Source organism: Actinoplanes sp. ATCC 53533 (assembly GCF_003947245.1).
The window spans coordinates 51,293-78,285 of sequence record NZ_QHHV01000031.1 but is presented as its reverse complement, the minus strand read 5'-3'; the positions used below and the strand labels follow the sequence as shown (position 1 = coordinate 78,285).

22 protein-coding genes are annotated in these 26,993 nt (G+C 70.5%); 12 read left to right on the top strand and 10 right to left on the bottom strand.

Translation table 11 applies throughout. The annotated features are described in order from the left end of the window. Position 1: 1 nt before the first annotated feature. Both DMB66_RS12495 and DMB66_RS12490 read right to left on the bottom strand, forming a co-directional pair. A complete protein-coding gene (locus DMB66_RS12495; protein WP_125804285.1) occupies positions 2 to 718 on the bottom strand; it encodes an SDR family oxidoreductase in 717 nt (238 codons plus the stop codon). Positions 719 to 875: 157 nt separating this feature from the next. Next, complete coding sequence (locus DMB66_RS12490; RefSeq protein ID WP_125804221.1) at positions 876 to 1,307, bottom strand: nitroreductase/quinone reductase family protein; 432 nt, start codon at positions 1,305 to 1,307, stop codon at positions 876 to 878. 90 nt (positions 1,308 to 1,397) lie between these two features. Between DMB66_RS12490 and DMB66_RS12485 the strand changes: the two genes are divergently transcribed. The 4 genes from DMB66_RS12485 (at position 1,398) to DMB66_RS12470 (ending at position 5,913) form a co-directional block, all read left to right on the top strand. Next, on the top strand, positions 1,398 to 2,984 hold the full coding sequence (locus DMB66_RS12485) for a bifunctional 3-(3-hydroxy-phenyl)propionate/3-hydroxycinnamic acid hydroxylase (protein WP_125804220.1): 1,587 nt from the start codon (positions 1,398 to 1,400) through the stop codon (positions 2,982 to 2,984). A gap of 195 nt (positions 2,985 to 3,179) precedes the next feature. After that, a complete protein-coding gene (locus tag DMB66_RS12480) occupies positions 3,180 to 3,902 on the top strand; it encodes a hypothetical protein (protein WP_125804219.1) in 723 nt (240 codons plus the stop codon). 20 nt (positions 3,903 to 3,922) lie between these two features. Further along, entirely contained in the window at positions 3,923 to 4,492 is a 570-nt protein-coding gene (locus DMB66_RS12475) for an HD domain-containing protein (RefSeq protein WP_125804218.1), read from the top strand. Positions 4,493 to 4,665: 173 nt separating this feature from the next. Then, a complete protein-coding gene (locus DMB66_RS12470) occupies positions 4,666 to 5,913 on the top strand; it encodes an NPP1 family protein (protein WP_125804217.1) in 1,248 nt (415 codons plus the stop codon). A gap of 82 nt (positions 5,914 to 5,995) precedes the next feature. Here the strand turns inward: DMB66_RS12470 and DMB66_RS12465 are convergent, their stop codons facing one another. Continuing rightward, entirely contained in the window at positions 5,996 to 6,562 is a 567-nt protein-coding gene (locus DMB66_RS12465) for a hypothetical protein (RefSeq protein ID WP_125804216.1), read from the bottom strand. A gap of 352 nt (positions 6,563 to 6,914) precedes the next feature. Between DMB66_RS12465 and DMB66_RS12460 the strand changes: the two genes are divergently transcribed. Beyond that, positions 6,915 to 8,480: a multicopper oxidase family protein gene (locus DMB66_RS12460; RefSeq protein WP_158647220.1), complete on the top strand. Its 1,566-nt coding sequence runs from the start codon at positions 6,915 to 6,917 to the stop codon at positions 8,478 to 8,480. 81 nt (positions 8,481 to 8,561) lie between these two features. On the opposite strand, the gene DMB66_RS12455 is transcribed toward DMB66_RS12460, so the two are convergent. From DMB66_RS12455 to DMB66_RS12445, 3 genes are read right to left on the bottom strand one after another with little or no spacing between them, the layout of a single operon-like run. Beyond that, positions 8,562 to 10,769, bottom strand: a complete 2,208-nt coding sequence (locus tag DMB66_RS12455) for a DEAD/DEAH box helicase (RefSeq protein WP_199752274.1) — start codon at positions 10,767 to 10,769, stop codon at positions 8,562 to 8,564. Between the two features lie 7 nt (positions 10,770 to 10,776). After that, positions 10,777 to 12,084: an ATP-binding protein gene (locus DMB66_RS12450; protein ID WP_199752272.1), complete on the bottom strand. Its 1,308-nt coding sequence runs from the start codon at positions 12,082 to 12,084 to the stop codon at positions 10,777 to 10,779. After that, positions 12,081 to 14,291: a TerB N-terminal domain-containing protein gene (locus DMB66_RS12445; protein ID WP_125804214.1), complete on the bottom strand. Its 2,211-nt coding sequence runs from the start codon at positions 14,289 to 14,291 to the stop codon at positions 12,081 to 12,083. Before DMB66_RS12445 ends, DMB66_RS12450 begins: the two co-directional genes overlap by 4 nt. 33 nt (positions 14,292 to 14,324) lie before the next feature. On the opposite strand from DMB66_RS12445, the gene DMB66_RS12440 reads away from it, so the two are divergent. Genes DMB66_RS12440 through DMB66_RS12430 form a run of 3 tightly spaced genes read left to right on the top strand, consistent with a single transcriptional unit; the run spans position 14,325 to position 17,424 of the window. Next, complete coding sequence (locus tag DMB66_RS12440; RefSeq protein ID WP_125804213.1) at positions 14,325 to 15,206, top strand: hypothetical protein; 882 nt, start codon at positions 14,325 to 14,327, stop codon at positions 15,204 to 15,206. Further along, entirely contained in the window at positions 15,203 to 16,183 is a 981-nt protein-coding gene (locus tag DMB66_RS12435) for a BREX system ATP-binding domain-containing protein (protein ID WP_125804212.1), read from the top strand. The genes DMB66_RS12440 and DMB66_RS12435 overlap by 4 nt, the downstream gene beginning before the upstream one ends. Next, a complete protein-coding gene (locus DMB66_RS12430; RefSeq protein WP_125804211.1) occupies positions 16,180 to 17,424 on the top strand; it encodes a BREX system ATP-binding domain-containing protein in 1,245 nt (414 codons plus the stop codon). The genes DMB66_RS12435 and DMB66_RS12430 overlap by 4 nt, the downstream gene beginning before the upstream one ends. 54 nt (positions 17,425 to 17,478) lie before the next feature. Here the strand turns inward: DMB66_RS12430 and DMB66_RS12425 are convergent, their stop codons facing one another. From DMB66_RS12425 to DMB66_RS12415, 3 genes are all read right to left on the bottom strand, one after another. Next, the gene (locus DMB66_RS12425) at positions 17,479 to 18,747 is read right to left on the bottom strand and encodes a DUF6880 family protein (protein WP_125804210.1); all 1,269 of its coding nucleotides are present in this window, start codon (positions 18,745 to 18,747) and stop codon (positions 17,479 to 17,481) included. Positions 18,748 to 18,761: 14 nt separating this feature from the next. After that, a complete protein-coding gene (locus tag DMB66_RS12420) occupies positions 18,762 to 19,910 on the bottom strand; it encodes a hypothetical protein (protein ID WP_125804209.1) in 1,149 nt (382 codons plus the stop codon). A 75-nt stretch (positions 19,911 to 19,985) separates the two neighbouring features. Next, entirely contained in the window at positions 19,986 to 21,326 is a 1,341-nt protein-coding gene (locus tag DMB66_RS12415) for a VWA domain-containing protein (RefSeq protein WP_125804208.1), read from the bottom strand. Between the two features lie 202 nt (positions 21,327 to 21,528). Here DMB66_RS12415 and DMB66_RS12410 point away from each other — a divergent pair, with 202 nt between their 5' ends. From DMB66_RS12410 to DMB66_RS12400, 3 genes are all read left to right on the top strand, one after another. Further along, the gene (locus DMB66_RS12410; RefSeq protein ID WP_125804207.1) at positions 21,529 to 23,079 is read left to right on the top strand and encodes a cytosine permease; all 1,551 of its coding nucleotides are present in this window, start codon (positions 21,529 to 21,531) and stop codon (positions 23,077 to 23,079) included. A gap of 82 nt (positions 23,080 to 23,161) precedes the next feature. Beyond that, entirely contained in the window at positions 23,162 to 24,130 is a 969-nt protein-coding gene (gene speB / locus DMB66_RS12405) for an agmatinase (RefSeq protein WP_125804206.1), read from the top strand. Between the two features lie 112 nt (positions 24,131 to 24,242). Beyond that, positions 24,243 to 25,058 carry an SGNH/GDSL hydrolase family protein gene (locus DMB66_RS12400; protein ID WP_158647218.1) on the top strand — a complete coding sequence of 272 codons (816 nt, stop codon included), beginning with the start codon at positions 24,243 to 24,245 and terminating at the stop codon, positions 25,056 to 25,058. Positions 25,059 to 25,158: 100 nt separating this feature from the next. On the opposite strand, the gene DMB66_RS12395 is transcribed toward DMB66_RS12400, so the two are convergent. After that, positions 25,159 to 26,115 (bottom strand): alpha/beta hydrolase, encoded by a 957-nt coding sequence (locus DMB66_RS12395; RefSeq protein ID WP_125804204.1) that lies wholly within the window; start codon positions 26,113 to 26,115, stop codon positions 25,159 to 25,161. Positions 26,116 to 26,579: 464 nt separating this feature from the next. On the opposite strand from DMB66_RS12395, the gene DMB66_RS12390 reads away from it, so the two are divergent. Further along, entirely contained in the window at positions 26,580 to 26,993 is a 414-nt protein-coding gene (locus tag DMB66_RS12390; protein WP_125804203.1) for a peptidase inhibitor family I36 protein, read from the top strand.

Here is a 26,993-nt window from a genome sequence, read left to right as displayed (position 1 = left end):
CTCAGGAGTGTGGAGTCCGCACCTGCTCGAAGTGGAACTCGCGGATGAAGCAGTCTCGTGGTTGGCCAACCGCGAAGACCACGCAGTCGATGACCGACTGCGCGGTGAGGTCGCTGTCCGCCTGTCGCGGCCCGCTCTGCACGAAATCCGGTGGGTATAGGGAAATCACCCGGATTCCTGCTGGCCGGAGCCGGTGCGACAGGATCTCAGCGAGCCCGGCGTGGGCATGCTTGGCCGCGTAGAACGCGGGATGCGCGCCCGAACGGCGGTGCCCCGTCTCGCCGCAGGTGGAGATCATGTTGACGATGTCGGGTCGCGACGATGCCCGCAGCAGCGGCAACAGATGCTTGGTCAGCAGCACGGTGCCGGTCCCGCCCGCGGCCATCACGCTCTCGATCGTGTCGTCCGGGACGTCTGCCAGGTCGTCGCCTTCGATGTATGCGGCACCATTGTTGATCAGCACATCGAGGTAGCTCGTCCGGTCGGCCACGGCCGCGGCGAACCCACGCACCGAATCCGGTGCGGCGAGATCGCAGTGAAACGCGTCAGCCCGACCTGCCCCCCGCTGGCTGATCGCATCCGCGACCCGCCGGGCCGCCACCACGTCGCGGGCCGAGAGGAAGATCTGGGCGCCGCGTTCGGCGAACGCCTCGGCCAGAAGTCGACCCGTGCCACGTGCCGCGCCCGTGATGGCGACGCGCAAACCATCAAGATCCATGGCCGAAAGTGAAGCACCTGAACTCTGGTTGAGGTCAACAGGAACCTCGGCCAGCCGTGCGCGCAGCTCGGCAGGCAGCAACGGTGCGTACTCGATCTGAGCTGCGTCGCCGTGCCGGCGTCGTCGCCGCTGCGCTACCTCCGGCGGCCGGCCGGCCTCAGGACGCGGGGCGCAGCAGCACCAGCGGAATCTCGCGCTGGGTGCGCTTCTGGTAGTTCGCGTAGTTCTGGTAACTCGCGGTGATCTGGGGCCACATCCGGGCCCGCTCGTCCGGGGTGGCGACGGCGGCGAGCATCGGCGCTCGCGGGCCGCCCGCGACGGCCACCTGAACCCGCGGCTCGTCGCGCAGGTTGAGGAACCACGCCGGGTGCTGGTCGTCCCCGCCGCGCGAGGCGACCACGACATACGCCTCGCCCTCTCGCAGCGGGGAGGTGAGCATGACCGCCCGCTGTGCGCCGCTGCGCCGGCCGACGGTGACCACTTCGAGAACGGGCATGCCGCCGATATCGTTGCCGATCCGCCCGCCGGACACCCGCACGAGCGCCCGGTGGACCGCGTTCATGGTCTTCAAGACAAAGTCAGACGGCATCCCGCCACCCTACGGGTCCACCCGGTCACGGGCGACCGGACCGCGCGGCACTACCGTGCCAGGACACGGCCGAGCGGAGGGGGCGCCGCCATGGATCCACCGAACGTGATCGTCGTCGGCGCCGGCCCGGTCGGTTGCACCGCCGCGCTGCTGCTCGCCGACCGAGGCATCCCGGTGACCTTGATCGAGCGCCACCTCGAGCCGCATCGGCTGCCCCGTGCGGTCCATCTCGACGACGAGGTCGCCCGCACGCTGCACCGGATCGGCGTCAGCGAGGCCTTGCTCGCCCGCTCGCGGCCGGGCCGCGGGCTGCGCCTGCTCGACGCCGACCACCGCGTGATGGCCGAGTTCCGCCGCGAGGCGGAAGTCGCCGACAGCGGCTTCCCGGGCGCCACCATGTTCCACCAACCCGACCTGGAAGCTCTGCTGCTGGACCGCATCCACCGGCATCCGCTCGTCGCATCGCACCGCGGCGTCGAGGTGCACGCGATCGAGGGCGTGCACGCCCCGCTGAGCGCCCCGCCCGTGCGGGTACACACCCGCGCCGTGGCCGACGAGGCCGCCCGCACCTTCGCCGGCAGCCTGGTGCTCGGCTGCGACGGCGCCAACAGCACGGTGCGCCACCTGCTGGGCGTGCGAATGCGGGACCTGCGGTTCGCCGAGCGGTGGCTGATCGTCGACGTGCGAGCCGACCCGCCGCTGGACACCTGGGACGGCGTCGAGCAGGTGTGCGACCCCGCGCGCGCCGCCACGTTCATGCACGTGACCGACGACCGCTACCGCTGGGAGTTTCAGCTGCGCGACGGCGAGGACGAGGCGGACCTCGTCGGTGCTCTCGGCCGGCTCCTCCAGCCCTGGACCCGCCGGGCCGACCTCGACGGGCTGAAGGTCGTGCGGACCGCGGCCTACACGTTCCGCGCCCGGCTGGCCGTCCGCTTGCGCGTGGGCCGGGCCTTCCTGCTGGGCGACGCGGCGCACCTCACCCCGCCGTTCATCGGCCAGGGCCTGGCCGCCGGCATCCGCGACGCCGACAACCTCGCCTGGAAGATCGCCCACGTCCTGACCGGCCACGCCGCGCCCGGCCTGCTGGACACCTACGAGACCGAACGCCGCCCGCACGCCGCAGCGCTCATCCGTAAGGCCAAGCTGGCCGGTTGGGCGATGACCGGCGGGCAGGACGCCGCGGCGACCGTGCGCCGCCTGCTGCTGTCCGCCGCCGTACGCAACGACCGCATCCGCGACCGCTTGGCCTCCACCGCCACTCCGCCGCTACGGGCTGGCGCGCTGCGGCGCGACCGGCGACTGTTCCCCCGGTCGCGGGTGCTGCGCGTCGGCGCCCTCATCCCGAACCCGCTGCTGTGTCTTGCCGACGGTGAAGAGGTGCGCCTCGACGACCTCCTCGGCGGAGCTCCGGCGCTGCTCACCGCGGGCAGCCCCGAACCGGAACTGGTCGCCGCCTGCCGCCGCTACGGCATCACGCCGCTACGGGTCACCGACGCTGCCGCGGCGCCCGGCGAGCCCGAATGGATCACCGCCCGCCTCGCCCCGGGCCGGGCCACCCGACTGCGCGCGCTCACCGGCGATCCGTCACTCGTCGTCCTCGTCCGGCCCGACCGCGTGATCGCCGCGGTAGCCGCCCGATCCCAGCCTCCGGTGCTGCCCTGGACCACTTCCTGACCGGAGGTTCCGTACCGTTGATCGCGGCCTGCCTGGTCCCGCCGCCGGTGCGCGCATGCCACGAGCCCTTCCCGCCACCACTCAACCGGCCATTCGTTACCTGAGCGACGCAAAACCCTGCCCCTGGCCCGAATGCACACGTGGGAACATTCCCGCCGTACTACGATGAAGAACCGGGCATTTAGGGCAAATTGCTTGGAGGACGCTGTGGTCCAGGAACGCGTTTCGCCTCGCGCCGGCGGCCTACCCGCCGGCGCGAGCTACGCCGAGCTCCACGACGCGTTTCTCCGGCACACCCCGTCGGACCTCGCCGACATCCTGCTGCGGCTCGCCACCCAGTTGCGAAGCGGCCGATATCCGGCCGGCCGGCCGTACCGGCACGTCAACGGATTCACCAAGATCGTCATCTCGGAGCAGGCGGCCGCGCGCCTCACGCTGCACTACTGGCCGGCCGCTCCCGGCGCGCCCGACGACATCTCACGGCCGCACGACCATCGCTTCGCCTTCTCCTCGATCCTGCTGGGAGGCTCGCAACGCTTCGTCGAGCTGGCGGAGACCGGCGACTCCGGGGCCGAGCGGTGGCGATCCTTCGAATACCGGCCCTACCTGCGGGGCCGGATCGCCACGGTGACCACCCGGGGCACCGTGGGCCTGCAGCCCTTCCGCACTGTCGACCGGGCTCCCCTCGAGGGCTACTACCGGACGTCGGCCACCGTGGTGCACCAGGCCGTCACCAACCGCGCCGAGGCCTGCGTGACACTGGTGCTGCGCGGCCCGCGAGAGCGCCGCACCTCCAGGGTCTACTACCGCCCCACCGAGCCCTCGCCGCGCGGCGGGCTGCAGTTCGGACGGCGCATCGACCACGACGAGGTGGTCCGCCAGGTTGACCACGCCCACACCCTCGTGACCACCATGTAGGTCACGAACGGAGGTGGCCCGTGGCGTTGTCGACGGACTTCGAGGCCGCGCTGACTTGGGCCGTTCGGCGACACGCGGGGCAGCAACGCCACAACAGCGCCACCCCCTACGTGTCTCACCTCTTGGCGACGTGCGCCATCGTCCTCGAGGAGGGCGGCGACGAACGGCAGGCGATCGCCGCCCTGCTGCATGACGTCCTGGAGGACACCCCGACCAGCCGGGAGGAGCTGCGCCAGCGGTTCGGCCCGGCGGTCTTCCAGATCGTCGACGATTGCACCGACGCCGACCTCGGCGACCGGGCCGGGCAGGACTGGCGGGAACGCAAGCGCGCCCATCTGCGCCGGATGGCCGGTTTCTCCCCCGACTCGCTGCTGGTCATCGCCGCCGACAAGGTCTCCAGCCTGCAAACGCTGGTGGACGATCTCGTACGGTCGGGGCCGGCGCTCTTGAACCACAGCGCCCGGTCGGGGCGCGAGCTGCTCGACAACTACCGCGACATCCACGCCGTGCTGCGGCCGAGGATAGGCGACCGGCCGGTCGTCCACCGGCTGGCGGCCCTCATCCGGGAGCTCGCCGCATCGGCCTCTTGATCTTCCGGCGCGGAACGATCAAGCTAGTGACGGCTGTCACACATTCGCGGACATCGACCAATCCCCGTCGTCGCTCCGCATGCGGCTGGCCGGACGTCAACCGTCCAAACCGGACCGCGGGCACTCCCCGGGCAGCCGCCCGCCCTCAGGCCACCGCAAGGAGCAAATCCGGCATGGCATCCCCCACCCCCACCCCCATCCCCCTCCCCGCCCGCGCGATGAGGACCAGCCGACGCCGCAGGGGCGTCCGCCGGTTCCTGACTGTCGCCGGCAGCGCCCTCGCCCTGGTCCTCGCCGCGGCGACGCCGGCCCTCGCCGCCCCGCCCACCGAGCTGCCCGGCAACGCCGACGTGCTGGAGCGGACGTGGCAGCCGGCCTACGACTACGACACCGACGGCTGCTACCCGACGCCCGCCATCGGCCCCGACGGCACGGTCAACGGCGGGCTCAACCCGACCGGCTCGCTCAGCGGCGAGTGCCACGACACCTCAGACCTGGACAACACCAACGGGTACGCGCGGTCCAAGTGCAACAACGGGTGGTGCGCGATCGCGTACGGCCTCTACTTCGAGAAGGACCAGGCGCTCGCCAACAGCTCCGTCGGCGGTCACCGGCACGACTGGGAGCACGTCGTGGTCTGGGTGCGGAACAACCAGGCCGTCTACGTGGCCACCTCGGCGCACGGCGAATTCACCGTGCACGCGGCGAGCAGCGTCCAGTGGGACGGCACCCATCCCAAGATCGTCTACCACAAGGACGGTGCCAGCACGCACACGTTCCGCCTCGGCAACAGCAGCGACGAGTCGCCGGAGAACGCCTACGGCACCTGGCAGTACCCGACCCTGGTCGGCTGGAACGGCTACCCCAGCACCGCCGTCCGCGACACCCTGAGCAACTACGACTTCGGCAGCGCCATCTTCGGCCTCAAGGACAGCTACTTCGCCACCACCCTGAGCCGGGCCATGCCGTCCGGAATCGCGTTCGACCCGAACTCCTCCGCGCCGAACAACCTGAAGCTGGTCAACCGGGCCACCGGCAAGTGCGCCGACGTGTACGGCTGGTCCACCGCGGACTCCGGCGAGGTGCTGCAGTGGACCTGCACCGGCGGCGACAACCAGCGCTGGCAGGTCGAGCCGCTCGGCGACGGCACCAGCCGGATCCTCAACGCCAACAGCGGCAAGGTCCTCGACGTGGCGGACTGCGGCACCGCCGACGGCACCACCATCGCGCAGTACACCTGGTGGAACAACAACTGCCAGCGTTGGCAGCTGGTCGACACGGACAGCGGCTGGTTCCGGCTGCTGAACCCGAACAGCGGCAAGGTGGCCGACGTCGCCGACTGCGACAGCGCCGACGGCACCGACATCCGGCTGTGGACCTGGCTGAACAACTCCTGTCAGCAGTGGTCGTTGCAGCCCTGACAACCGCCTGCCGCCCGCACCCGGCCGGCGGGATGCTGCACCCGGCGAAAGCCGTCGGGTGCAGCATTCGGTGGTGTCCCCGTTAGGAGATCGCGATGCAGGCCTGCGCCGCGGTGTACTTGTCGGACAGCAGCATGCCGCAGATGAAGGTGTCGGAGGCGACCTTGTCCACCGGCTCGAACGTGGCCGTCGCCGCGCCCGAGCCACAGGCCGCCGTCTTGACCACGGCGAACTCGGCGCCGTCCTGATCGGCGCCCGACACCCGCAGGGTAACGCTGTCGCTGCAGGTCGACGCGGCGGTGAAGGTGACCACGACGTTGTCGATGCTGGTGCTGCTGTTGGCGATCGCGGTGCACAGCTTCCCGACCTTGTCTCCGGCCGGCTTCGCCACGAGGAACACGTCCGCGCACTCGCTGCCGCCGGAGGAGGAGGAACTGCTGGCCGACGGGCTGGCCGAGCCGGTCGCGCTCGCGGATGCCGTCGGGGTCCCGGACGACGGGGCGCTGCCCGAGGCGCTGGGACCGGCCGAGGCGCCGGCATTCGGAATGGACGGTGAGATCGCGGCGAACGATATCGCCACCCCGATGCCGATCGAGGTGAGGAGGACGGTGCCCACGGCCGCTCCGTTGACCAGGGTGCGTCTGCGCATCTGGGTTTCCTTTTCTGGAGGTCTTGCACGAGGCGAGGGGATTCGGAGAATCCATGGCTGGATGCCCGGTTACCGTGGGGGCGCTTCCTCAGATCTCCATAGGAATCACCTATCAACGAGCCATGTGCCGGTGCCGAACATGCCCCCAGCCTGAATGGGTACACAGATTCATGGCTCGCGCACAGCACAGGAATTCCACAGCTGGACGCCCACAATTCCAGCCACCACCAGGGATTCCTACAGTCGGTGCACAGCTGGCGACGCAAAATCGGGCATTCGCCGACGACAATCTAGGCGTTTCCCAAACGTGTCCACATCAGAACCACAGACTTCGTCCCTAGCTTCCCCGGCCATGACCAAACAACACCGGCCGGCGCAGAACGCGGTCCACAGCACCCCGTCCCGGCAACCAGCCATGCCTCTTCCGGTCACACTCTCGTCCGACGTCGCGGGCCGCCCGGTCTCCAGACGGGTCATGCTGCGTGGACTCGGTGCGCTGGCCCTGCTGGGCACGGCCGCCGGGGCCGGCCTGCCGCTGGCGACCAGCGCCCGGGCGGCGGCCGCCACCGGCACCCTCACCATCCCCACGCTGCTCGAATCCACCACGGACTCCACCGGCACGCTGGTGTACACGCTCGCCATGCAGGCCGGCACCACCGAGATCCTGAGCGGCGTCAGCAGCGAAACCGCCGGCTTCAACCAGGCCTTCCTCGGCCCGGCCATCAAGGTCACCAAGGGTGACACCGTCCAGATGGACATCACCAACAACCTCAGCGCGGTGAGCACCGTGCACTGGCACGGCGCGCACATCCCGCCCTCGGTCGACGGCGGACCGCAGAACACCATCGAGGCCGGCGCCACCTTCTCGCCCTCGTTCGAGATCAACCAGGACGCGTGCACGCTCTGGTTCCACCCGCACGCCCTGACCACCACAGCCGAGCAGATCGCCAGCGGCCTGGTCGGCATGCTGATCGTCGACGACGACAGCGCGGGCGCCGCCGCCCTGCCCAACGACTACGGCACGGACCAGTTCCCGCTCATCATCCAGTCGCTGCCGATCAGCTCGGCCGGGGCCATCCTGTCCACGACCGCCGGCCTGCTCGCCCGCACCACGTCGTTCCCGCTGCTGGTCAACGGCTCCAACGTCGGCGTCGACGGGACACCGACGCTCACCGTGGACGCCAGCCGGGTGCGCTTCCACATCCTCAACGCCTCGATCACCGACATCATCACCATCTCGGTCTCCGACGGTTCGAGCTTCACCCAGGTCGCTTCGGACGCCGCACTGCTGTCCGCGCCGCTGTCGGTCACCAGCCTGCAACTGGTCGGCGGCGAACGGGCGGAGATCTGCATCGACGTCACGAGCGCGGCCGCGGTCACCTTGCAGGCGACGGTGACCGCGGGCGGGGCCCGCGGCGGCAGCGGCACCAGCCAGATCGTCACCATCACGTCCACCGCCACCAGCGCGGCGGCCAGCCTGCCCGACTCGCTCGCCACGTTCACCGCGCTGGACGTCAGCAGCCCCGCCGCGACCCGCACCATCGCGCTGTCCAACAGCGGCAACACCATGTATATCAACGGCGTGGCCGGCATCAGCATGACCGCGATGGAAGCCAGCGACATCATGACGACGCTGGGCGCCACCGAGGTATGGACCATCACCAACGCCACCGGGCTGACCCACTCATTCCACCTGCACGACGTGCCGTTCCAGGTGCAGACAATCGACGGAGACAAACCCACCGGCGCGTACGCGGAATGGAAGGACACCATTCTGATCGGGCCCAACAGCACGAACGTGATCGCGATGCAATTCACCGACTACGCGGACAACGACTACTACTACATGCTGCACTGCCACAATGCCATCCACGAGGACGAAGGCATGATGGCCATGCTCATGGTCATGTCCAGCTGACCGGGGCCAGGCGAGCAGCGAAACCACCGCGGATCTTGGGCGGGACGACGTCGCGACGCGATCCGTCCCCGCCCGAGGCCGTCACGGTCCAACCGATTCCGGCAGCTGCTCGCCGACATCGGCGAGGCAGGCCCAGGCACCCGGCACATCAAGGGCGCGCGCGGCGTACGCGAGATCGAGCAGTTCCGCGCCGAGATACCGGTCGTACTTCTCGTGGGCCTTGGCCCGCACGGTGCCGGCCAGCCACACCGGATCGGGGCGAGGGGCGGCGGCGAGAGCGCGCACGATTCGCCCCAGTTCCGCCGGCGTGCAGTCGCTGACGGTGATGCCGAGACCATCCTGCCCGACCCGGCGGCCCTGGCTGGCCAGCACAACCACGAGCGTGTTCATGATCCGGTCACCGCGCCAGGGAAACAGCACGGCGTCCGGCCCCGACGCGAAGATGCGCGAGGTGGCCTGTCCGGAGTCGACGAACGCCGCCCGCGCCTCGGCGAGCATGGTCCGGGCGGCGCCGTCGAGGTAGCGCGGCACCTCGGTCGCGGAGTAGAGCCGGCGCATGGTGCGCCGTACCTCGTCGGCGATCTCACCGCCGCAGCCGGGAAAGACCGGGGGCCGGCCGGCTTCCGCGGCCGTCAGCTCGATCACGCGCTGGGCGACGTCCACGCTGAGCACGCGCCATCGTGCGCCGCTGAAGATGAGCAGGGTTCCGGGCAGGATCGGACGGTCGACGGGCAGCGAGCCAAGCGTGTAGCCGTCCGCGACGAGCCGGTAGTCCTGCGACGTGCGAAAGGCCGCGTAGAAGCTGTAGTGGTTGATGAGCCGGTCGCCCACGCCGCCCGGCAGGAGCTGACCGTCGTTGTCCTGCTGGATCAGGTCGTGCCGGCCCATGTCCCGCAGCAGGGACGCGAAGGTGGCCCGGCCCACCCGGTCGAAGGGGCCGCGCCCGCAGAGCATGTCGAAGAGTTGCCCGGCGGTCGCGCCGCCCTGCTGCGCGGTGATCGACAGGACCTGCTGGATGAGGGTCGAGAGTGGCAGACCCGTCGCGTCCGGTGGCTCGTACCAGCCGGCCAGCAGCAGTTCGACCATCGCGACGCTCTGCACGAGTTCGGGGCGCAGCGCGTCCGTCGCACTGCTGCCGGGGCCGAGCTCCCGCTCCGCGACGTAGATCCGCAGAATCCCCGGCCGGCCGGGCCGACGGCCGGATCGACCGAGGCGCTGGCGCAGGGCGGCCACCGTCGGCGGGGCACCGACCTGGGCGACCGAGTCGACGGATCCGACATCGATGCCCAGTTCCAGCGTGGAGGTGCAGATCGCGGTCACCGGTGTGGCGGGGTCCTTGAGACGTTCCTCGACGTGTTCCCGGATTTCCTTGGACAGGCTGCCGTGGTGGGCGAGGAACTCGGCGCGCGTGCCGGCGAGCGCCGCCCGACGGCTGATCATGTCGGCGTAGGTCTCCACCGCGGCGCGGGAGTTCGCGAAGACCAGGTTGTCGGTGGCGCGCAGCGTCCGGAACAGGTGGTCCGCGATCGCCGCCCGGTCGGCCGGCTCGGCGTCCTTCGGCGTGGCGGCGATCGGGTCGAGGTAGCCGCGGACCTGCAGCCTGATCTCGCCGCCGGGCTCGGCCGAGGTCACCACCGCCGCTTCCGCGCCGTGCCCCGGCCGCAGGAAGTCCGCCGCGGTCGCCAGCTCGCCGAGGGTGGCGGACAGGGCGATTCGCGGCACCCGACGGCCGGCGGCCAGGTCGACGCGGTGCAACAGGGACTGCAGTTGGGCGCCCCGGGCGGTGCCGATGAAGGAATGCAACTCGTCGATGACCACGTACCGCAGGGCGCCGAAGATCCGCCGCACCCGGTCGCCTCGCCGGACGAACATGGCCTCCAGGGATTCGGGGGTGATCAGCAGGAGCCCGGCAGGGGCACGCAGCACCCTCGCCTTGCCCGCCGCCGGGGCGTCGCCGTGCCAGCGATGCACCGGGATCCCCAGGGGCGCACAGAGCTCGAGAATCCGGTCGTACTGGTCATTGATCAGGGCTTTCAGCGGGCTGACGTAGAGCGCCGCGAGGCCTGCAGCGTCCTCGGGCTGCCCGGCTATCGCCGAGCAGATGGGCAACAGCGCCGCCTCGGTCTTCCCGCTCGCCGTGGCGGAGGAGATGATCACATCTCGGGCACCGCCGATGACCACCTCCGCGGCGCGCTCCTGCACGTCGCGCAGCCGGTCCCAGCCCTGGTCGTAGATCCAGCGCCGCAGCTTCTCGTGGTAAAGGCCGAAGGCCTGCGACGGCGACGACACCGGCGGGTCAGAGCCGGAAGGAGCTGAGTTCGTCATCGTCGCCCGGGGTGGGCGTGCCGGGGGTGAGGTCGACCGCGTCGACCAGCTCGGGCCAGGTCAGGTCCGGATGCTGGTCGAGCATGGCCAGCAGGTCGAGAAAGCCGCGAATGGTCTCACGCGGCGTGCGAAAGTACGCGTCCCCGATCCGCGCCGCGCAGTGCCTCATGTATGCGGTGAGCGCCTCATCCGGCACGAGGTAGGCGGCCGGATCGCCGCCCGCGTACACGTGCCGCAGCTTGGTCAACAGCACGAACATGTCCTCGGGGCTGAGGTTACCCAGCCGCAGCACGGGCCCGGAGCGGTCGATCCGGTCGTCGGCGGTGAAGCTGTTCGCGGCCAGCCGCGAGGCGAGCGCGGGATAGGAGAACAGGCCGCGCCGGGTGTCCAGCAGGAACTCGGGTGTCCCGCCGAACAGAAAACCGAGGTGCTGGGCGTCGCCCTGCAGGCTGTCGTTGAGAATGCGCAACACCTGCTCGTAGTTGGCGTTGCGGGCCGCCGAACTCGGCAACTTGTACAGATTGACCATCTCGTCGACGCAGACGAGCAGGCCGCTGAACCCGGCCAGCCGCACGAAGCGTCCCATCAGCTTCAGGTGATCGTAGAAGCTCGCGTCGTCGATGACGGTGCGCACCCCGAGGGCGGCCCGCGCATCGACGCGGCTGGTGAACTCGCCGCGCAGCCACCGCACCGCGTCGGCCCGCAGCCGCTCGTCGCCGCTGTCGTAGCCGCGCCAGTACGCGCCGATCACGGCGGCGAAATCGTAGCCGCCGGTCGACTCGGACAGCGTCGCCAGCCGCGCGGCGATGACGTCGCCCGGAGTGTCACCGGTGGCGTTGGCCTCGTTCAGCGCCATGGTGACGAATCGCTCGACGACGCCGGCCAGGGCGCCGCCCTCCGGCCGCGCCCGGGTGGCGACGTTGTGCATCAGCTCCGCGTAGAGCCCTCGAGCCCGGCCGGAGGCGCCGTGCAGCCGGCGGTCGGGCGACAGGTCGGCATGGACGGTCACCAGCCGCTTCTCCAACGCGATCGACCTGATCAGATGCAGCAGGAAGGTCTTGCCCGAGCCGTACTCCCCGATGACGAAGCGGCACCCGGCGCCGCCGTCGGCGATCCGTTCCACGTCGCGCAGCACGGCCTCGATCTCGGCGGCCCGGCCGACCTGCACGTGATGCTGGCCGACCCGGGGCACGACCCCGGCCCGCAGTGACGCCACGATCGCGTCGCGTTCCCGCGGGCGGATCCGGCCGGCCTGCGCCGGCTTGGTGGAATGCGTCAACGGAGCAACTCCCGCAGTACGTCGTCGTCTACCGCGAGAGTAACGCCATCGGCGATCAGGGGTCCCCCGACGGTGTCGATCGCCGCCTCGTTGAGGACGTCCAGCGCGCCGTCCGGAAGCACGCCGTGCACGCCGGCGAGAGCCGCGAATTCGTCGCGGGTCCAGGACGGCTGCCCGGCCACGGCTCGCAGCAGCGCGCTGTGTGCCGGGTCGAGGCCGGCGACCGGATCCGCGTTCTCGACCGCGACCACCGGCACAGCGTCGTCGGCGTCGTCGCCGGTGTCGTCGGTGTCGTCGGTCTCGAAGATGGTGGCGAGCAACGTCGCCACCGCCGCGCTTTCGTCGATCTTCCTGCTGATGACCGCCTGGTCGAGCCGCATCTCGTCGCGCGCCGACCAGGGCAGGGCGAAGCCGTCGCCGTCCGGGTCGGCGGGCCGGACCACGATCGGTTCGTCGGCATCGTCCGCCGTCCCGGTCACGCTGAAGGCGTGCAGGCGGTGGTACAGGGCAGTGACTTCCAGGCCGAGAATCCGGTAGACGCGGCTCAGGGCCGCGACCGTCACCGGCGGGAACCCCGGGGCGACCGCGGCGGCGACCGAGACCAACCAACTGCCGGCGATCTCCCGCTCCGCGGTGGTCAGCCTGGTGACCTGCCGAGGCAACCGCACGACATCCACCCCGGTGGCGAGCAGCCAGCCCAGCCGCGCGGCGAGCCGGGTCCGCTGGCCGGCGGGTATCCGGCACGCCACCGCGAGGTCGGCGACGGCGCCCAGGGCGCGCACCCACCCGGTGCTGTCCGGCACCACGGGTCCGGCCGTTGCCACGACAACCGCGGCGCACCGGGCGATGGTCGCGGCGGCGATGAACCCCGGAGCCGGGCGATCAGCCTCCGCCACACCACCGACGCGTGCCGGACGCTGCCATACCGGCGTACCGGAGCGGAACAGCACCACCGCCCCGGGGCCGAGCGCCGGAGCTCCGTACCGGATATCGGGCTCGACCCCCACCCCCAGCAACGCGAGGACCTCGATGAAGGCCGCGGCCTCGTCGCGGGCCATGCGGCCCGGCGAGGCAGTCGACCAGAACGCGGCAAACTCCGCCCCGTCGACGACCGCCAGCGGCCGCCCGTCAAAGCGGGCCTCGGTCCACACCCGCAGGGCGCCGAAGCGCCCGCGGTCCGCGTCGAGAAGATCCACGGGCAACAACCTGGCCGCGGCGAGCGACCCCCGGCTCTGCGGAAACCGGGCCACCATCCGACGGTACGGATCCAGCGCGGAGGCGATCCCGTCGACCAGCGCCCCCAGCGCCCGCCCGCTAGGCCCGTCGGCCAGCACGTCGGCCAGGTCCTCGCGGCACACCAGAGTCGTGGTCAGCTCCGGGTTCGCCGGCTCGTACCGGATCCGCAGGCCGGGTGCGTCGTCGCCAGCTACCAGACCTGACCCGAAGGTCTCGTGGTAACGCAGCGTGAACAGGCGGTCGAACTCCTCCGGGCACAGAGTCCGCACACCTCTCGGCGTCAGCAGTGGGTGGTGCCGGGCCCACAGTCCGGCCCAGCCAGCCGGCACCGGCGTGGCCGACGCGGCGAACCTGGCCAGCGCCACCCGCAACGCCACGGGCGCGATCCGATCGTCGGGCGCCGACGCGGCCAGGCCAGGACCGGGCCCCGCCGCAGGCGCGTGGCGCGGTGCGGCCAGCACGCTCACCAGCTCCAGCAGCCGGTCGAGCCGCTCGGAAAGCTCGGGCGTGGCGCGGCCGTACCGCTCGCCCAGGCGACGCACCTCGGCGGCGATGGCCGGCAGTTCGTCGCGCACGGCCGGCTGCCACCCGGGGTCATGCAGCACCCGGCGTTCGAGCCCGTAGCAGAACAGCAGCACCAGTCCGGCAGGCACCTCGGTGCGGCGACCGCCGGCATGCCACCCGAGGTACGCCCCGCGGGCGGCCGGCGAGAGCAGGTCGTACGCCAGCGCCGGGCCGAGATCGTCCACTGCGGGCACCCGCCTGTCCGACGCCACCGGCAACTCTGGGTTGATCAACGCCGGCTCGGTTCGCCCCGTTACACCACAGAGGTACCCGCCTACGTAGATCAAGCCCCCGGGGATAGCATGGCCGGCGACGTCCACCGCCTGGCCGTGCGGCACCCAGCGCCCCTCGATCGAGGTCGGGTAGGACGACTGCACCACGGCCCGACTGTATCCGTCCACCAGCATCGACACCTTCACCGGAATGGGGTTCGCGACACGGTGATTGAGACATCCATCGATGACCTGACCACCGGCACCGCCGAGCCGGATGTCGAGGGGGCACCAGCAGCCCCATCGTTCGAGGCGATGCTGAGCACGGCCGAACGTGACATCGAGGTCGCCCTGCGCGGGGCGAACGCAACGGTCCGCGAGCTGAAGAAGGCGCACGCCGCCGCCCGCACCGGACAGGTCCGCGATCTTCGCAAGGCCCTGGCCGCGGCCGGCACGGCCGCCGCCGCCCTCGCCGCCGCCACCGGGACGCTGAGCGACGGACCCGAGCTCGATGAGCAGGACTATCTCGCCTCCGGTGGGTACGTCAAGGAGCTGCTCGCCGCGGCCGAGTCGGCGGGCCTGACGATCGTGGAGGAGGACAACCTCCTGCTCTGCTACCCGTCGCTGCTGAAGCTGGTGCCCGCGGAGGCCGCCATCGAGATCGACAAGGTCCGTGAGCGCCGGCTGCGCCCATCCGTGCTGGTCGCGGCGCTCGCCCGGGCTCAGGAACGCGACGTGCGCTTCAAGGCGGACGCGTTCCTGGACAGCCTGCGCGCCGCGTACGAGCTGCTGGTGACCGGCGAGGACAAACGGGCGGACGGCGTGGTGCGGCTGCTCGACATCTGGGGCGTCCTGACGATGCTGCCCGGTCAGCGAGCGCAGTACAGCAAGCAGGAATTCGCCCGCGACCTGTATCTGCTCGACCGCAGCGGAGTCACCCACACGGCCCGTAGCGCGCGGACCCTGCGGTGGTCGGCGAGCACCGGCACCAAGGGGGCGGGCACCCTGGTCACAGTCGCGCCCAGCGGCCAGCAGCAACGATACTGGGGAGTGTCCTTCACGGTCGCCGACGCCGCCACCGTCGCAAACGCGGAGCCGGCCGGGACGTGACCGATACCGCCATCGGCGCCGCCGAGTACATCGATTTCGTCGCCCGTGAATACCTCGCCGGTTACATCGACGGCGGCGGCGCAGCCGTCAAACTGCTGGCTGTCGGTGACGACGCGACCCGCGCGCAGCTGACCAACGAGATCCGCGAGCTCGACGACGGGTTCGCGATCGTCGAGGTGAACGCCGCCGACACCCGCATTCACCTGGTCGACCAGCTCTTCACGGCGATCGCCCGGCAGCTGGACTGGGTGGCGCTGGCCTCGGCGGTGGTGCGGTCCGCGCTGGAGCGCACCGCGTTTCCCGCGCCCGACAGCGACGCCGACATCGACCTGGCTGCGGTCGCCCGTCACCACGACGTGGACGCGGCCGAGTTGTACCGCAGCGTGCGCCGGGCACTTGAGCAGATCGTGCTGCGGGACACCGAGCTCAGTCACGAGTTCCGGGTCGCCATGCTGCGGCTCTGCCAGGAACGGCTCGGCCGTGGCGACGTCAGCCTCACCGAGCGCGAAACCGTCATCGGCTGGCTGTGCGGGGAACGCCTGCCCGCGGCGGCGCTGCGCGGGGTGTCGCTGCAGAGCAAGGTGGCTCGGCACAACGCCCGCCCGCTGCTGGTGTCGCTGACCCGGTGGCTACGCATCGCCGGGCGACGCGGCCTGGTCCTGCACCTCGACCTCGACCGGCTCGCCGTCGTCCGACGACCGCCGCCCGGGCTCCGCGACGGCCACTACTACTCGAAGGCCGCGACGCTCGACGCGTACGAGATGCTGCGTCAGCTGATCGACGCGACCGACGAGTTCGACGGGCTCTTCGTGGCGGCCACGCTGCCGGCGCAGCTCGTCCAGGACGATGCGCGCGGGCTGCCGTCCTACACCGCCCTGCAACTGCGGGTCATCGACGAGGTCCGCGACCGGCGGCGGGCCAACCCGTACGCGACCATGGTCCGGATCGGCGGCCGCTCGCAGGAGGGCATCGCATGAAGAGCGCGAATCATGACCCGGCCTCGCGGGTGGCGCGGCGGCGGGCGATCGAAGCACTACGGGCCGGCGTGCCCAGTCGCGACGCCGTCGCGGCACTCGGCAGCGGGCAGTCGGCGATCGAGGACCGGTTCGGTGCGCTCCGCGCGGCCGCCGCGGCCGGCACCGCCGGTGGCCTGCTGCTCGGCGGCGGGTTCGGGGCCGGCAAGAGTCACCTGCTGGAGCACCTGAGCCGGCTCGCGCTCGACGCGGACTGCACGGTCAGCCGGGTCGTCATCAGCAAGGAAACCCCGCTGCACGACCCGGCGAAGGTCTTCCGCGCCGCCGCGGACTCGGCGGTACGGGCCGGGCAGGCCCGCCCGGCGATCATCGAGGCGGCCGCGGCACTGGACGTCGACGGCCGGGCGTACGCCGAGTTGTTGCGGTGGGCGTCGTCGAGCGGTTCCGGGCTCAACGAACGATTCCCCGCCACCCTCGGGTTGTACGCGCACGTCCGCGAGCGGGACGCGGTGTTCGCCGACATGATCCTGCGATTCTGGTCCGGCGACCCGATCGCCGTACCCGAGCTCCGCCGCAGGCTGCGCGAGCAGGGTGAGCAACGGCCCGCCCTGCCACCGGTGACCGCGGCCGAGCTGGGCCGGCAGCGGCTCAGGTTCGCGTCGCGGCTACTGGCCGCCGCGGGTTCGCCCGCTTGGGTGATTCTCTTCGACGAGGTCGAGCTCATCGGACGGTATTCGCTGCAGCAGCGGGCGAAGTCGTACGCGGAACTGGCCCGCTGGATGCGCGGTGAGCACGGTGGAGCGATTCCCGTGGCCGCGGTGTTCGCGATGACCGACGACTTCGAGGCCGCCGTCATCACCGGACGCAACGACCGGGAAGTGTTGCCGGCGAAACTGCGGGCCAAGGACACCCCGGAAGCGACCGCCCTCGCCACGGCGGCCCAGGCCGGCATGCGGATCATCGACCGGGAGACGCACCTGCTCACCCCGCCGGACGACACCGAGCTCAAACACGCGTACGGCCGGGTACGCGAACTGCACGGTGCGGCCTTCGACTGGCAGCCGCCGGAGGTGACCGGGCTGGAGCGCCTCGGCGCCACCCGGATGCGCCAGTACGTGCGGGCCTGGATCAACGAATGGGACCTGGTGCGGCTCGACCCCGGATACCGCCCGGAAACCGAGATGGTCGACCTTCCGAGCGACTACAGCGAAGATCTCGACCTGGAGCGTACGACTGCCGAATAGCCGACGGTCCGGGCACGGCCAGGTGATTGGGATACGGCGCCTCCCGGACGACGGTCAGCGTCCAGACCGCGAGTCGGGCCCGCTCGGCCTTGAGAGGCCGGCGGCCTCAAGAGTCTTGAGGAAGGTCGGTCGGCGGGTGTGCCGCGCCCGGAGTTCCCCCAGGTATGACGTGAACGCGGCCGGGTCGCCGGCCTTCGCGTATGCGTCACGGAGGGTGGGCAGGAGGGCGACGGCCCGGCGATAGCGGTATTTGTCGCCGGAGTTCAGAATGTGCCGTTCGATCATGTCCTGGTACGGGGCCACGACGTCGGCCGGACGGCTGGTGCGGCGTTGTTCCAGCAGTTTGAGCCACTGCTGGTCGCCGAGCGTGCTTCGATGCTCCTGGCCGAGTTGCCAGGCTTCGTCGTCGCGGCCGAGTGACAGGAGCAGGTCGAGCAGTTCGCCGGCGTAGGCCGGTTGCCGAGCGACGCGCTCCGCCAGGATCGCCAGCGCCCACGGCGCCGAGTGGTCGGCCTCGATCGTCGTGCTGGTCGCGACGAGGGCCCGGTAGGCGGTGGCTGTCGGGTGCCGGGCGAACTGGTCCCGGCGGATCTGGACGGCATCGTCGGGTCGGCCGTCGCCGAGGAGCATCTCGACCAGGGTGTCCCTGAGCCGGTCGGTTTGTGGCCCGCCCGGCTGCTCCGCCAGGCCGCGCCTGGCCCAGGTGATCGCTTCCGGGTGGCGGCCGGCGTCGCGCAGGGCGAGAGTGATCCGCTCGTACTGGACGGCGCGGTTGAGGTGTTCGGCGAGAACGGCGACGTATCGGTCGACGTCACCAGACACCTCCGCCAGTTGTTCCCGCAGGTCCCGCACGGCGAACACGGCCGTCCACGACTCCGGGTCAGCAGTACGCGCGTGTGCTTCGACCAGGCGGGCGACTTCGGCGAGGCCGGGCTCGCCGAGCGCTTCGGCAAAGTCGCGCAACACGACCCGAGGCCAGCCAGAGCCGTCGCAGGCGAGCGTGACCAGCCATTTCGCGAGTGCGGCCGGTTTCGGCGGCGCCGCGGTGCAGGCCCGCGCGTACAGGCCCATGATCTCGCGTAGATCGTCCCCGACGATGCCGGACGAGTCGTCCATGTATGCCAGCGCCCGCGTCATCCGGTCGACCGCCTTGCGCAACAGCGGGACAGCCTGTGCCGCGTGGCCGGAGTGGATCAGCCGGTCGCAGGCTTCGGCCACCGCCCGGGCCGTCTGTGAATACTCTCCGCGTCCTCGGTACGGGTGCAGTCGCCGATCCCGCCGCAGCAGGTCCACCAGCATGGCCACGTCGTCTTCGCCGGTCATGCCGCCCTTCTCGATCACTCCGTGCCGGACCTGGCCCGCGTGGCGAACGCCGCCAGTCGCTCGCCGAGCGGGCTCACCCGCGGGCGCGGCGGCCGGACGTAGTAGTCCGGCTTGACCTCGCGCATCAGCTCCTCGCCGTCGCGCTTCCAGTCGAACCGCGGCCGTTTCAGCAGCCGCCGGAACACCACGCTCGCCTGGTCCGGGTCTCGGTCGGCCAACCGGCGCAAGACCATCGGCTCCACGCTGTCATCGTGCAGGTAGGACAACGATTGCTCGCGCCACCGGCGACGCCGGAGCAGGTCCGGGTTTGCGAACGCCTCTTCCACCATGCCGAACTCGGCGTAGAAACCGAGCCCATCCGTCTCATCGTAGATCAGCGCCACCGTGTCCGCATCAATGATGTCCGGCGGCAACTCGACCGACACCCCGCCGGGCAGGCCGTCCGGCTCCGGCCCGAGGATCTCCTCGCGGCAGAACCGGTAGTAGGCGTTGAGCCGGTCCTGTGCCTGCTCCCCGGGCACCACCACCAGATCGGCGCCGAAGAACCGGATGAACCGTTCCCGGTCAGTGCGCTGCTGCTCCCAGGCCCGCGCCAGCTTCGCCGGATTCCGGAACACCGCCTCCGGCGTACGCAGAGACATGTCCAGCGCGAGCTCGTACGCGATGTCGCGCTCGGCCGCCCGCAATACGCTGGTCGGCCCGCTCAACATCCACTCGTCACCGACCGGAACCAGCCGGGCGATGATGCACGAGCGGCGGGGCATCTGCCGGAACACCGCCGGCCCCATGTTGGACCGGACCCGGTAGGTCAACTCGTCGACCAGGCTCTCCACCACCAGGGCCTGCCCGTCCCGTCGCTGCACCTCGAACGGGCCCTGCACCACATCCCGCCAGCCGAGCACCATCTCCCGCTCGGGCTCGGCCAGCTGCGGATGGGCGGCGACGAATTGCTCCACCACCGTCCGGCCGTTGGGCAGCTTGTGTTCCAGCACGAAACTGTCCCAGAGCAGCATCAGCCGCTGTTCGTCGACATCCTCCAGGCCGTTCCCGTACTCAGCCAGGAAGCGGGAGGCGACGCGGTCGTACCGCGGCTGTTGAGAGAACGCCACCAGCTCACCCTTGAGATCACCGGCGCGGCGCAGGAGCGCAGCATCCACCACCATCGGCGCTACTCCAGTCCAGGAGACAATCGGGGCCGGACCACCATAGCGACCGTTGGCAGCGTGCCTGTCAGGCGTTCAGGTGTTGTCCTGGTCCGGCTCGGACTCGGGGTTCGGCTCGGCCTTCGGTTCGCCGACCGGAGGCACCGGTGGGGTGTCGTACTTGCGGCCGCGCTTCTGCAGTCGGGCCTGTGAGCTGGCGGAAAGGTACTTTCCGGCCCGGGATGCCGACCCGGTCTCGGTCTCCCGGGCGAGATAGTCGAGCGTCGCGGCTTCCTCGGCCAGGTCGGCCGCCAGGGCCTCGGGTGCACCGAGCTGGGCTTCGGTGATCTCCTGTTGTGCCTGCCGGATCTCTTCCAGCGCCGCGGCGGAATCGCCGCTGTTGAGCAGCTTGGAGGCGCGCCGCTTCGCCTGCTGAGCGCGCAGGTAGACCAGTTCGGTGCGCACCACCGGATCGGGAATGCGGCCGGCAGCCCGGTCGCCGGGCACCACGTTGACGTGCACCGGCACCGTCACCGTATGTTGGGCCAGCGCCGGCAGCTCCACGTAGGTGAAGGTGAGCGTCGCCACCTCGGTCAGCCCCAACGCGGCGACCGCCGGGACGTCGAAGGTCAGCACGAGCTTGCGGGTCTCCTCGGCGTAGAAGCTGCCGAGCTCGATGAGCAGGCCGTCGTCGACCACATTGGCCGGCAGGTCGTTGACCACCAGTACCTCCCTGACCACGGGGGCGAGCCGCACATGCAGCGACGCGGCCTGGGCGGTTTGCGCGAGCAGCCCCTCGACCTCGCCGGCGATCAGCGCAGCAGCGGTGTCGGGCTCCTCCGCGAAGTGCTCGTTGCCGGAGCCGCCGCGCGCGATCCCCGACATGATTCGCTCGTCGTAACCCAGACCGAAGCCGAGCGTCGAGGTGGTCACCCCGTGGGTGTACGCCTCGGCCGCCACCCGGGCCAGCGTGTCAGGGTCGGTGATACCGACGTTGGCGTGTCCGTCGCTGATGATCAGCACGGTGGCGCCGGCCGCACCGGCTACTCGTCGGGCCTCCTGCAGTCCGCGAAGGTAGCCGCCGGACAGGTCCGTGCCCCCGCGCGTCCGCACACCCGCGATCGCGCGCTTGACCGCCGCCTTGTCGGCCAGCCGCGTCGCGGGCACCGCGACGTCGACCCGGTCGTCGAAGACCACCAAGCCGAAGTGGTCCCGCGGGTCGAGCCGGTCGACCAGACTCGTAAGGGCGGTCTTCGCGCCGCTGAGCCGCCCGCCGCCCATCGAGCCGCTGCGGTCGAGCACAACCTGCAGCGTGCCCGGCACCCGCTCGCCGCCGTCGGCGGACGCCGGCGGCGCATTCAGCTCGATCATCACGGACACCTGGTCGTCCGTCTCGATGGCGATCATCTCGACATCGAGGTGGGCGGTAATGCGCACAGCGGCTACTCCTTCGCCAAGCCCCCGCCAAGTCCGGAAGCCCGCCGAGCGTAGTAACCGCCCACCACCCGGGCTCAACCCTCGTTTACGTCGGCTGCCGGGTCGGCGGGCGGAGTGCGCCAATTCTATGCAACAAAGGTTGCGTGGCAGGCAACACAGGATCTAAGGTCCCGGCATCAGCGGCCCTCCTGAAGGACTTCGCATGACCGGTATACAGCCCGCGATCGAGCGGCCCAGAATCACCGAGGTCGAGCAGCACGGCATCGACACCATCCCGGCATCGGACCGGCATTCCCGGCCCCTGGACCTGTTCCGGATCCAGTTCGGCGGCGCGAACACCTTCGCGACCGTCATCCTCGGCACCTTCCCCGTGCTGCTGGGCCTGTCGCTCTGGCAGGCCGTCGCGGCGGTCGTCGCCGGTGTCGTCGTCGGCGCCGTGTTTCTCATGCCGATGGGCCTGTTCGGCCCGCTGACCGGCACCAACAACGCGGTCAGCTCGGGCGCGCACTTCGGCGTCCGCGGCCGCGTCGTCGGCTCGTTCCTGTCCCTGCTGACCGCCATCGCGTTCTACTCGATCTCGGTCTGGGTCAGCGGCGACGCGGTGGTTGGGGCCCTGGTCCGGCTCGCCGGCGTGCACGACTCCGACCTGCTGCGCGGCATCGTGTACGCGGTGCTCGGCGCGCTTGTCATCGTCGTGGTGATCTACGGCTACGCGTTCATGTTGCTGGTCAACAAGGTCGTGGTGGTCGGCAACACGCTGCTGATCCTGCTCGGCGCGGTCGCCTACAGCGGCAAACTCGACTTCGGTTACGACCCCGGCCCCGCGGCGTACTCGCTCGGCTCCTTCTGGCCCACCTTCGTGCTCTCCGCGCTGATCGTGATGGGCAACCCGGTCTCGTTCGGCGCCTTCCTCGGCGACTGGTCGCGCTACATCCCGGCCGGCACGCCGCCGCGCCGGATCCTCGGTGCCACCTTCGCCGCGCAGCTGATGACGCTGGTGCCGTTCCTGTTCGGGGTCTTCACCGCGACCCTGGTCGCCGGCGAGGCCGACTACATCGTCGCCCTGATCAACGTCTCGCCCGCCTGGTACGCCCTGCCGCTCATCGTGGTCGCCTTCCTCGGCGGCCTCTCCACCGGCATCACCAGCCTGTACGGCACCGGCCTGGACTTCTCCTCGGTCTTCCCACGGCTCAACCGGGTGCGGGCGTCGCTGGTCATCGGCACGCTCGCGTTCGCCTTCATCCTGGTCGGCCGCCTCGCCTTCGACCTGATGGCCAGCGTGAACGCGTTCATCGGCGCGATCGTCATCTGCACCACCCCGTGGATGATCATCATGACCATCGGGTACGTGGTCCGCCGGGCCCACTACCGGGAGAGCGACCTGCAGGTGTTCAACAAGGGCCAGGTCGGCGGCGCCTACTGGTTCCACAAGGGCGTCAACTGGCGCGGCATGGCGGCCTGGATCCCGTCCGCGGTCCTGGGCCTGCTGTTCGCCAACTATCCGCCGCTGATCGAGGGCCCGTTCCGCACCCTCGCCGGCGGGGTGGACATCAGCCTGCTCGTGTCGATCGGCAGCGCCGCCGTCGGCTACCTCGCCCTCATCGTCGCCTTCCCGGAGCCCCGGTACGTCTTCGGGCCGGACGGCCCGCGGGGCGTGCCGAGCGCCGACCTGCCGATGCCGGAGATCGTCGACGACCACACCGCCTCGGAGCACCGGCTCCGCGCCCGCGCCTCCGCCTCGGCCGCCGAATAAGCCCCGTCCGCCGAACAAAGCCTGGTCCGCCGAGTAAGCCTCGTCCGCCGAACAAAGCCTGGTCCGGCGAGTAAGGAAAGCGATGTCCGTTCCCCGTATCGTCCAGCACGGTCGCGTCGGTCAGGTCGACGCGACCGTGGTCCCCCGCTTCGCCGGGCCCGCCACCTTCGCCCGGCTCCCCCGCATCGACGAGGTCTCCGACGTCGACGTCGCCGTGATCGGTGTCCCGTTCGACGCCGGCGTCTCCTACCGTCCCGGCGCCCGGTTCGGCCCGGCGCACGTCCGCGAGTCCTCCCGGCTGCTGCGCCCCTACAACCCGGCCGCCGACGTCGAGCCGTTCGCCAGCCAGCAGGTCGCCGACGCCGGCGACCTCGCGGTGAACCCGTTCGACATCGAGGCCGCGATCGGCCAGATCGAGGCCGGGGCGCGGGCGATGCTGGAGCGGGCCGGCCGGCTGGTCACCATCGGCGGCGACCACACCATCGCGCTGCCGCTGCTGCGGGCGGTGGCCGCCAAGCACGGCCCGGTCGCCGTGGTGCACTTCGACGCGCACCTGGACACCTGGGACACCTACTTCGGGGCGGCACACACGCACGGGACCCCGTTCCGGCGCGCCTCCGAGGAAGGCCTGATCGACCGGTCCGGCTGCCTGCACGTGGGCACCCGCGGCCCCCTGTACTCGACCCGGGACCTCGCCGAGGACCGGGAGCTGGGCTTCCACGTGGTGCCCAGCGTCGAGATCGACGACCTGGGCGCCCGCGGCATCGCCGAGCGGATCCGCGAACGGGTCGGGGACCGGCCGGTCTACCTCTCCATCGACATCGACGTGCTCGACCCGGCGTTCGCGCCCGGCACCGGCACCCCGGAGGCCGGCGGCATGACCAGCCGGGAACTGCTCGCCGTACTGCGCACGTTCGGTGAGCTGAACCTGGTCGGCGCCGACGTCGTCGAGGTCTCCCCCGCGTACGACCACGCCGAGATCACCGGCATCGCGGCCGCGCACACCGTCTACGAGATCCTGTCCGCTCTGGCACCCCGAAATGACCGGTGACCTGGGTAGCCCGTTGGTTGGACATCAGGTGGACATCCAGTGGTCTGGCTACGCGCCGGGCGGACCGCCCAGCATGTGCCGCGCACACCACCGTCCACTTCTGGAGGAACACGTGACAAGACGCTGGATCGTCGGCACAGCCATCGCCGCAACGGCGGTCGCGGCCGTAGCGCTGACCGCTGCGGTCGCCCAAGCCGCCGAGGCACGTGACTACGTGGTCCTCGGCGACTCGTACGCCTCTGGCCTCGGTGCCGGCAGCTACCGCGACCAAACCTGTCTGCAGAGCGACGGCTACTCGTACCCGGCCCGTTGGGTCGCCAAGAAGGGCCGCGCGGCCTTCGGTGACAGCATCGTCAACCGGTCCTGCAGCGGTGCCACCGTGACCACCGTCAGCACGAAGCAGCTCGGCAACCTCGACGCGGAAACCGGCTGGGTGACCATCACCGTCGGCGGCAACGACATCGGCTTCACCTCGACGCTCACCACCTGCGTCCTCGGCACCGACGCGAACTGCGCCACCGCCGTCCAGGCCGGCCTCGGCAAGGCCACCACCTCCCTGCCGGGGGCGCTGGACAGGCTGTTCGCCACCATTCGCTCGAAAGCCCCCAACGCCAAGGTGTACGTGGTCGGATACCCCCGCCTCGTCACGACCAGCGCCACCCCGGTCGGCAACTGCATGCTCAGCACCTACGAGCGCCAGCAGCTCAACCACTCCGCGGACGTCCTCGCCGAAGTCATCCGGCAGCGCACGGCGGCCAAGAGCGGCTTCACCTTCGTCGACGGCCGGAGCATCTTCTCCGGTCACGAGGCCTGCACCGCCGCGCCGTGGATCAACCGGCCGGGCACCGGATCGCTGAACGAAGCGTTCCACCCCAACCGCACCGGCTACGAGCAGTACGCGAACCGGTTGCAGCAGATCACCGGCTGACAGGCGTGGGCGGTCACTCGCCCCCGGGTGGCCGCCCACCACCGGTGCCCGGCACCACGCCTCGCTGGGCGGTCACCCGCCGTGGATCACGAGGGTGCTGTCACAAGGCGGCCAGGACGCGGACCCGGTCGGCCATGACGCGCTGGGCGGCGTCGGAGGTGAACGCGATGCTTTCGAACTCGTGGGGAACGCCGGGGTGCAGGTGGAACTCGACCGGAACGCCGGCCTGGCCGAGCCGGAGCGCGTAGGTCAGGGCCTCGTCACGGAAGATGTCGAGCTGACCGACCTCGATGTAGGCCGGCGGCAGCCCGGCCGGATCGGCGATCCGGGCGGGGGCGGCGTAGGCGTTCACATCGGGACCACCTGCGGCATCGCCGAGCAGCGCACCCCAGCCGGTGCGGTTGTCGTCCCAGGACCACAGCACGAATGGGGCGAGCTGCGGGTCGGGGGTGAGGTTGCGGTCGTCCAGCATCGGCATGAGGAGGATCTGCCCGGCGATCGCCGGGCCGCTGCGGTCGCGGGCGAGGATCGCCACGGCGGCTGCCAGGCCGCCGCCGGCGCTGTCGCCGAACACCGCGATGCGGGCGGGGTCGACGCCGAGGCCGGCGGCGTGTTCGTGCAGCCAGACGAGGCCGGCGTAGGCATCCTCAACCGGGGTCGGATGCGGGTGCTCGGGTGCCAGGCGGTAGTCGACCGAGAGAATCGGGGTGCCGCTGGCCGACACGTACCGGGAGAGCGAGCCGTCGAACAGGCCAGCATGTCCGAGAATCATGCCGCCGCCGTGTAGATAGACCGCCGCCGGGCGCGTCGCGCCGGGCGCGTCGTTCTTGGCATACCAGCGCAGCAGAATCTTCTCGCCGTCCGAAGTGACCAGTTGGTGATCGGTGATGGTGACGTCCGCAGGAGTGGGTTGCGCGGAGTCGGTGTGCCCGATGAGCCCTTCCAGCGCTGCGCGACGGGCGGCGACGTCGCCGACGGGCGGAGGCGTGGCACCCGCCATCGCCGAGGCCATCGGCGCGAGCGCCTCGGCGACCTGGTGGTCAAGGGTGAAAGCCATGGTGGTGCTCCTTGTCGGACGAGAGGAAGTGACGGAGATGGTCTTGTCGGCCGACATCCGGGGCGCCACCGTCTCAAGGTGGGCGCCTCCTCCGCGGCGATGCTTCGAACTCGAAGCATATGATGAACTATATCTAGCTTCGAATTCGAAGCAAGTGGCTTCGGGGCAATGTGATCGGCGAGACAGCGTCCGCTCCCCGCCGCTCGGAGCGTCAGCACAACGTATGGACGGCGGCCGAGAGCGGACAAGCGTCACCTGACGGCGCCCTCGTACGTCAGGCCGCCGCGACCACTGACCTCATCTGGCGTCCGACGCTCAAGGAGTGATCGCGGGAATTCCCCACCACCAGGACGACGCCGGACTGCACTGGACTTGTTCTGGACAGTCTCGGGCTGCTCGATGAGCAGTCGGCACACCTAGCCTTTTGCCGAGTCCAAAAACCGGCGGCCGACGTAGGAGTTGAGATGCGCAACAAATTGTTTACGCTACCCAAGAAGATTCTCGGCACGGCGCTCGCGGCAGTATTGCTGCCCCTGCTGGCGCCGACTACCGGTGCTGCCGCCCAGGCCGCGGCGGACGTCTGCAGGAGCGGATACTTCTGCATCTACGAACACTCGGGATTCGTGGGGCGGTACTGGGCGTTCCCTTCAAACGTGCACGTGGGCTATGTGGGCGATTTCATGAATGACCGCATGACCTCCTTCAAAAACTACACAACCGTGTACGCGTGCCTTTACGAGACCGCCAATTACGGGCACAAGATGTCACCGCACGGCCTCGGCGCCATTCCTCCGGGCTACTGGACGTCCAACGTGAACCCCTTCTCGAACGACAAGCTGTCCTCGATTCGCTTCACTTCCACATATGACTGCGACTGA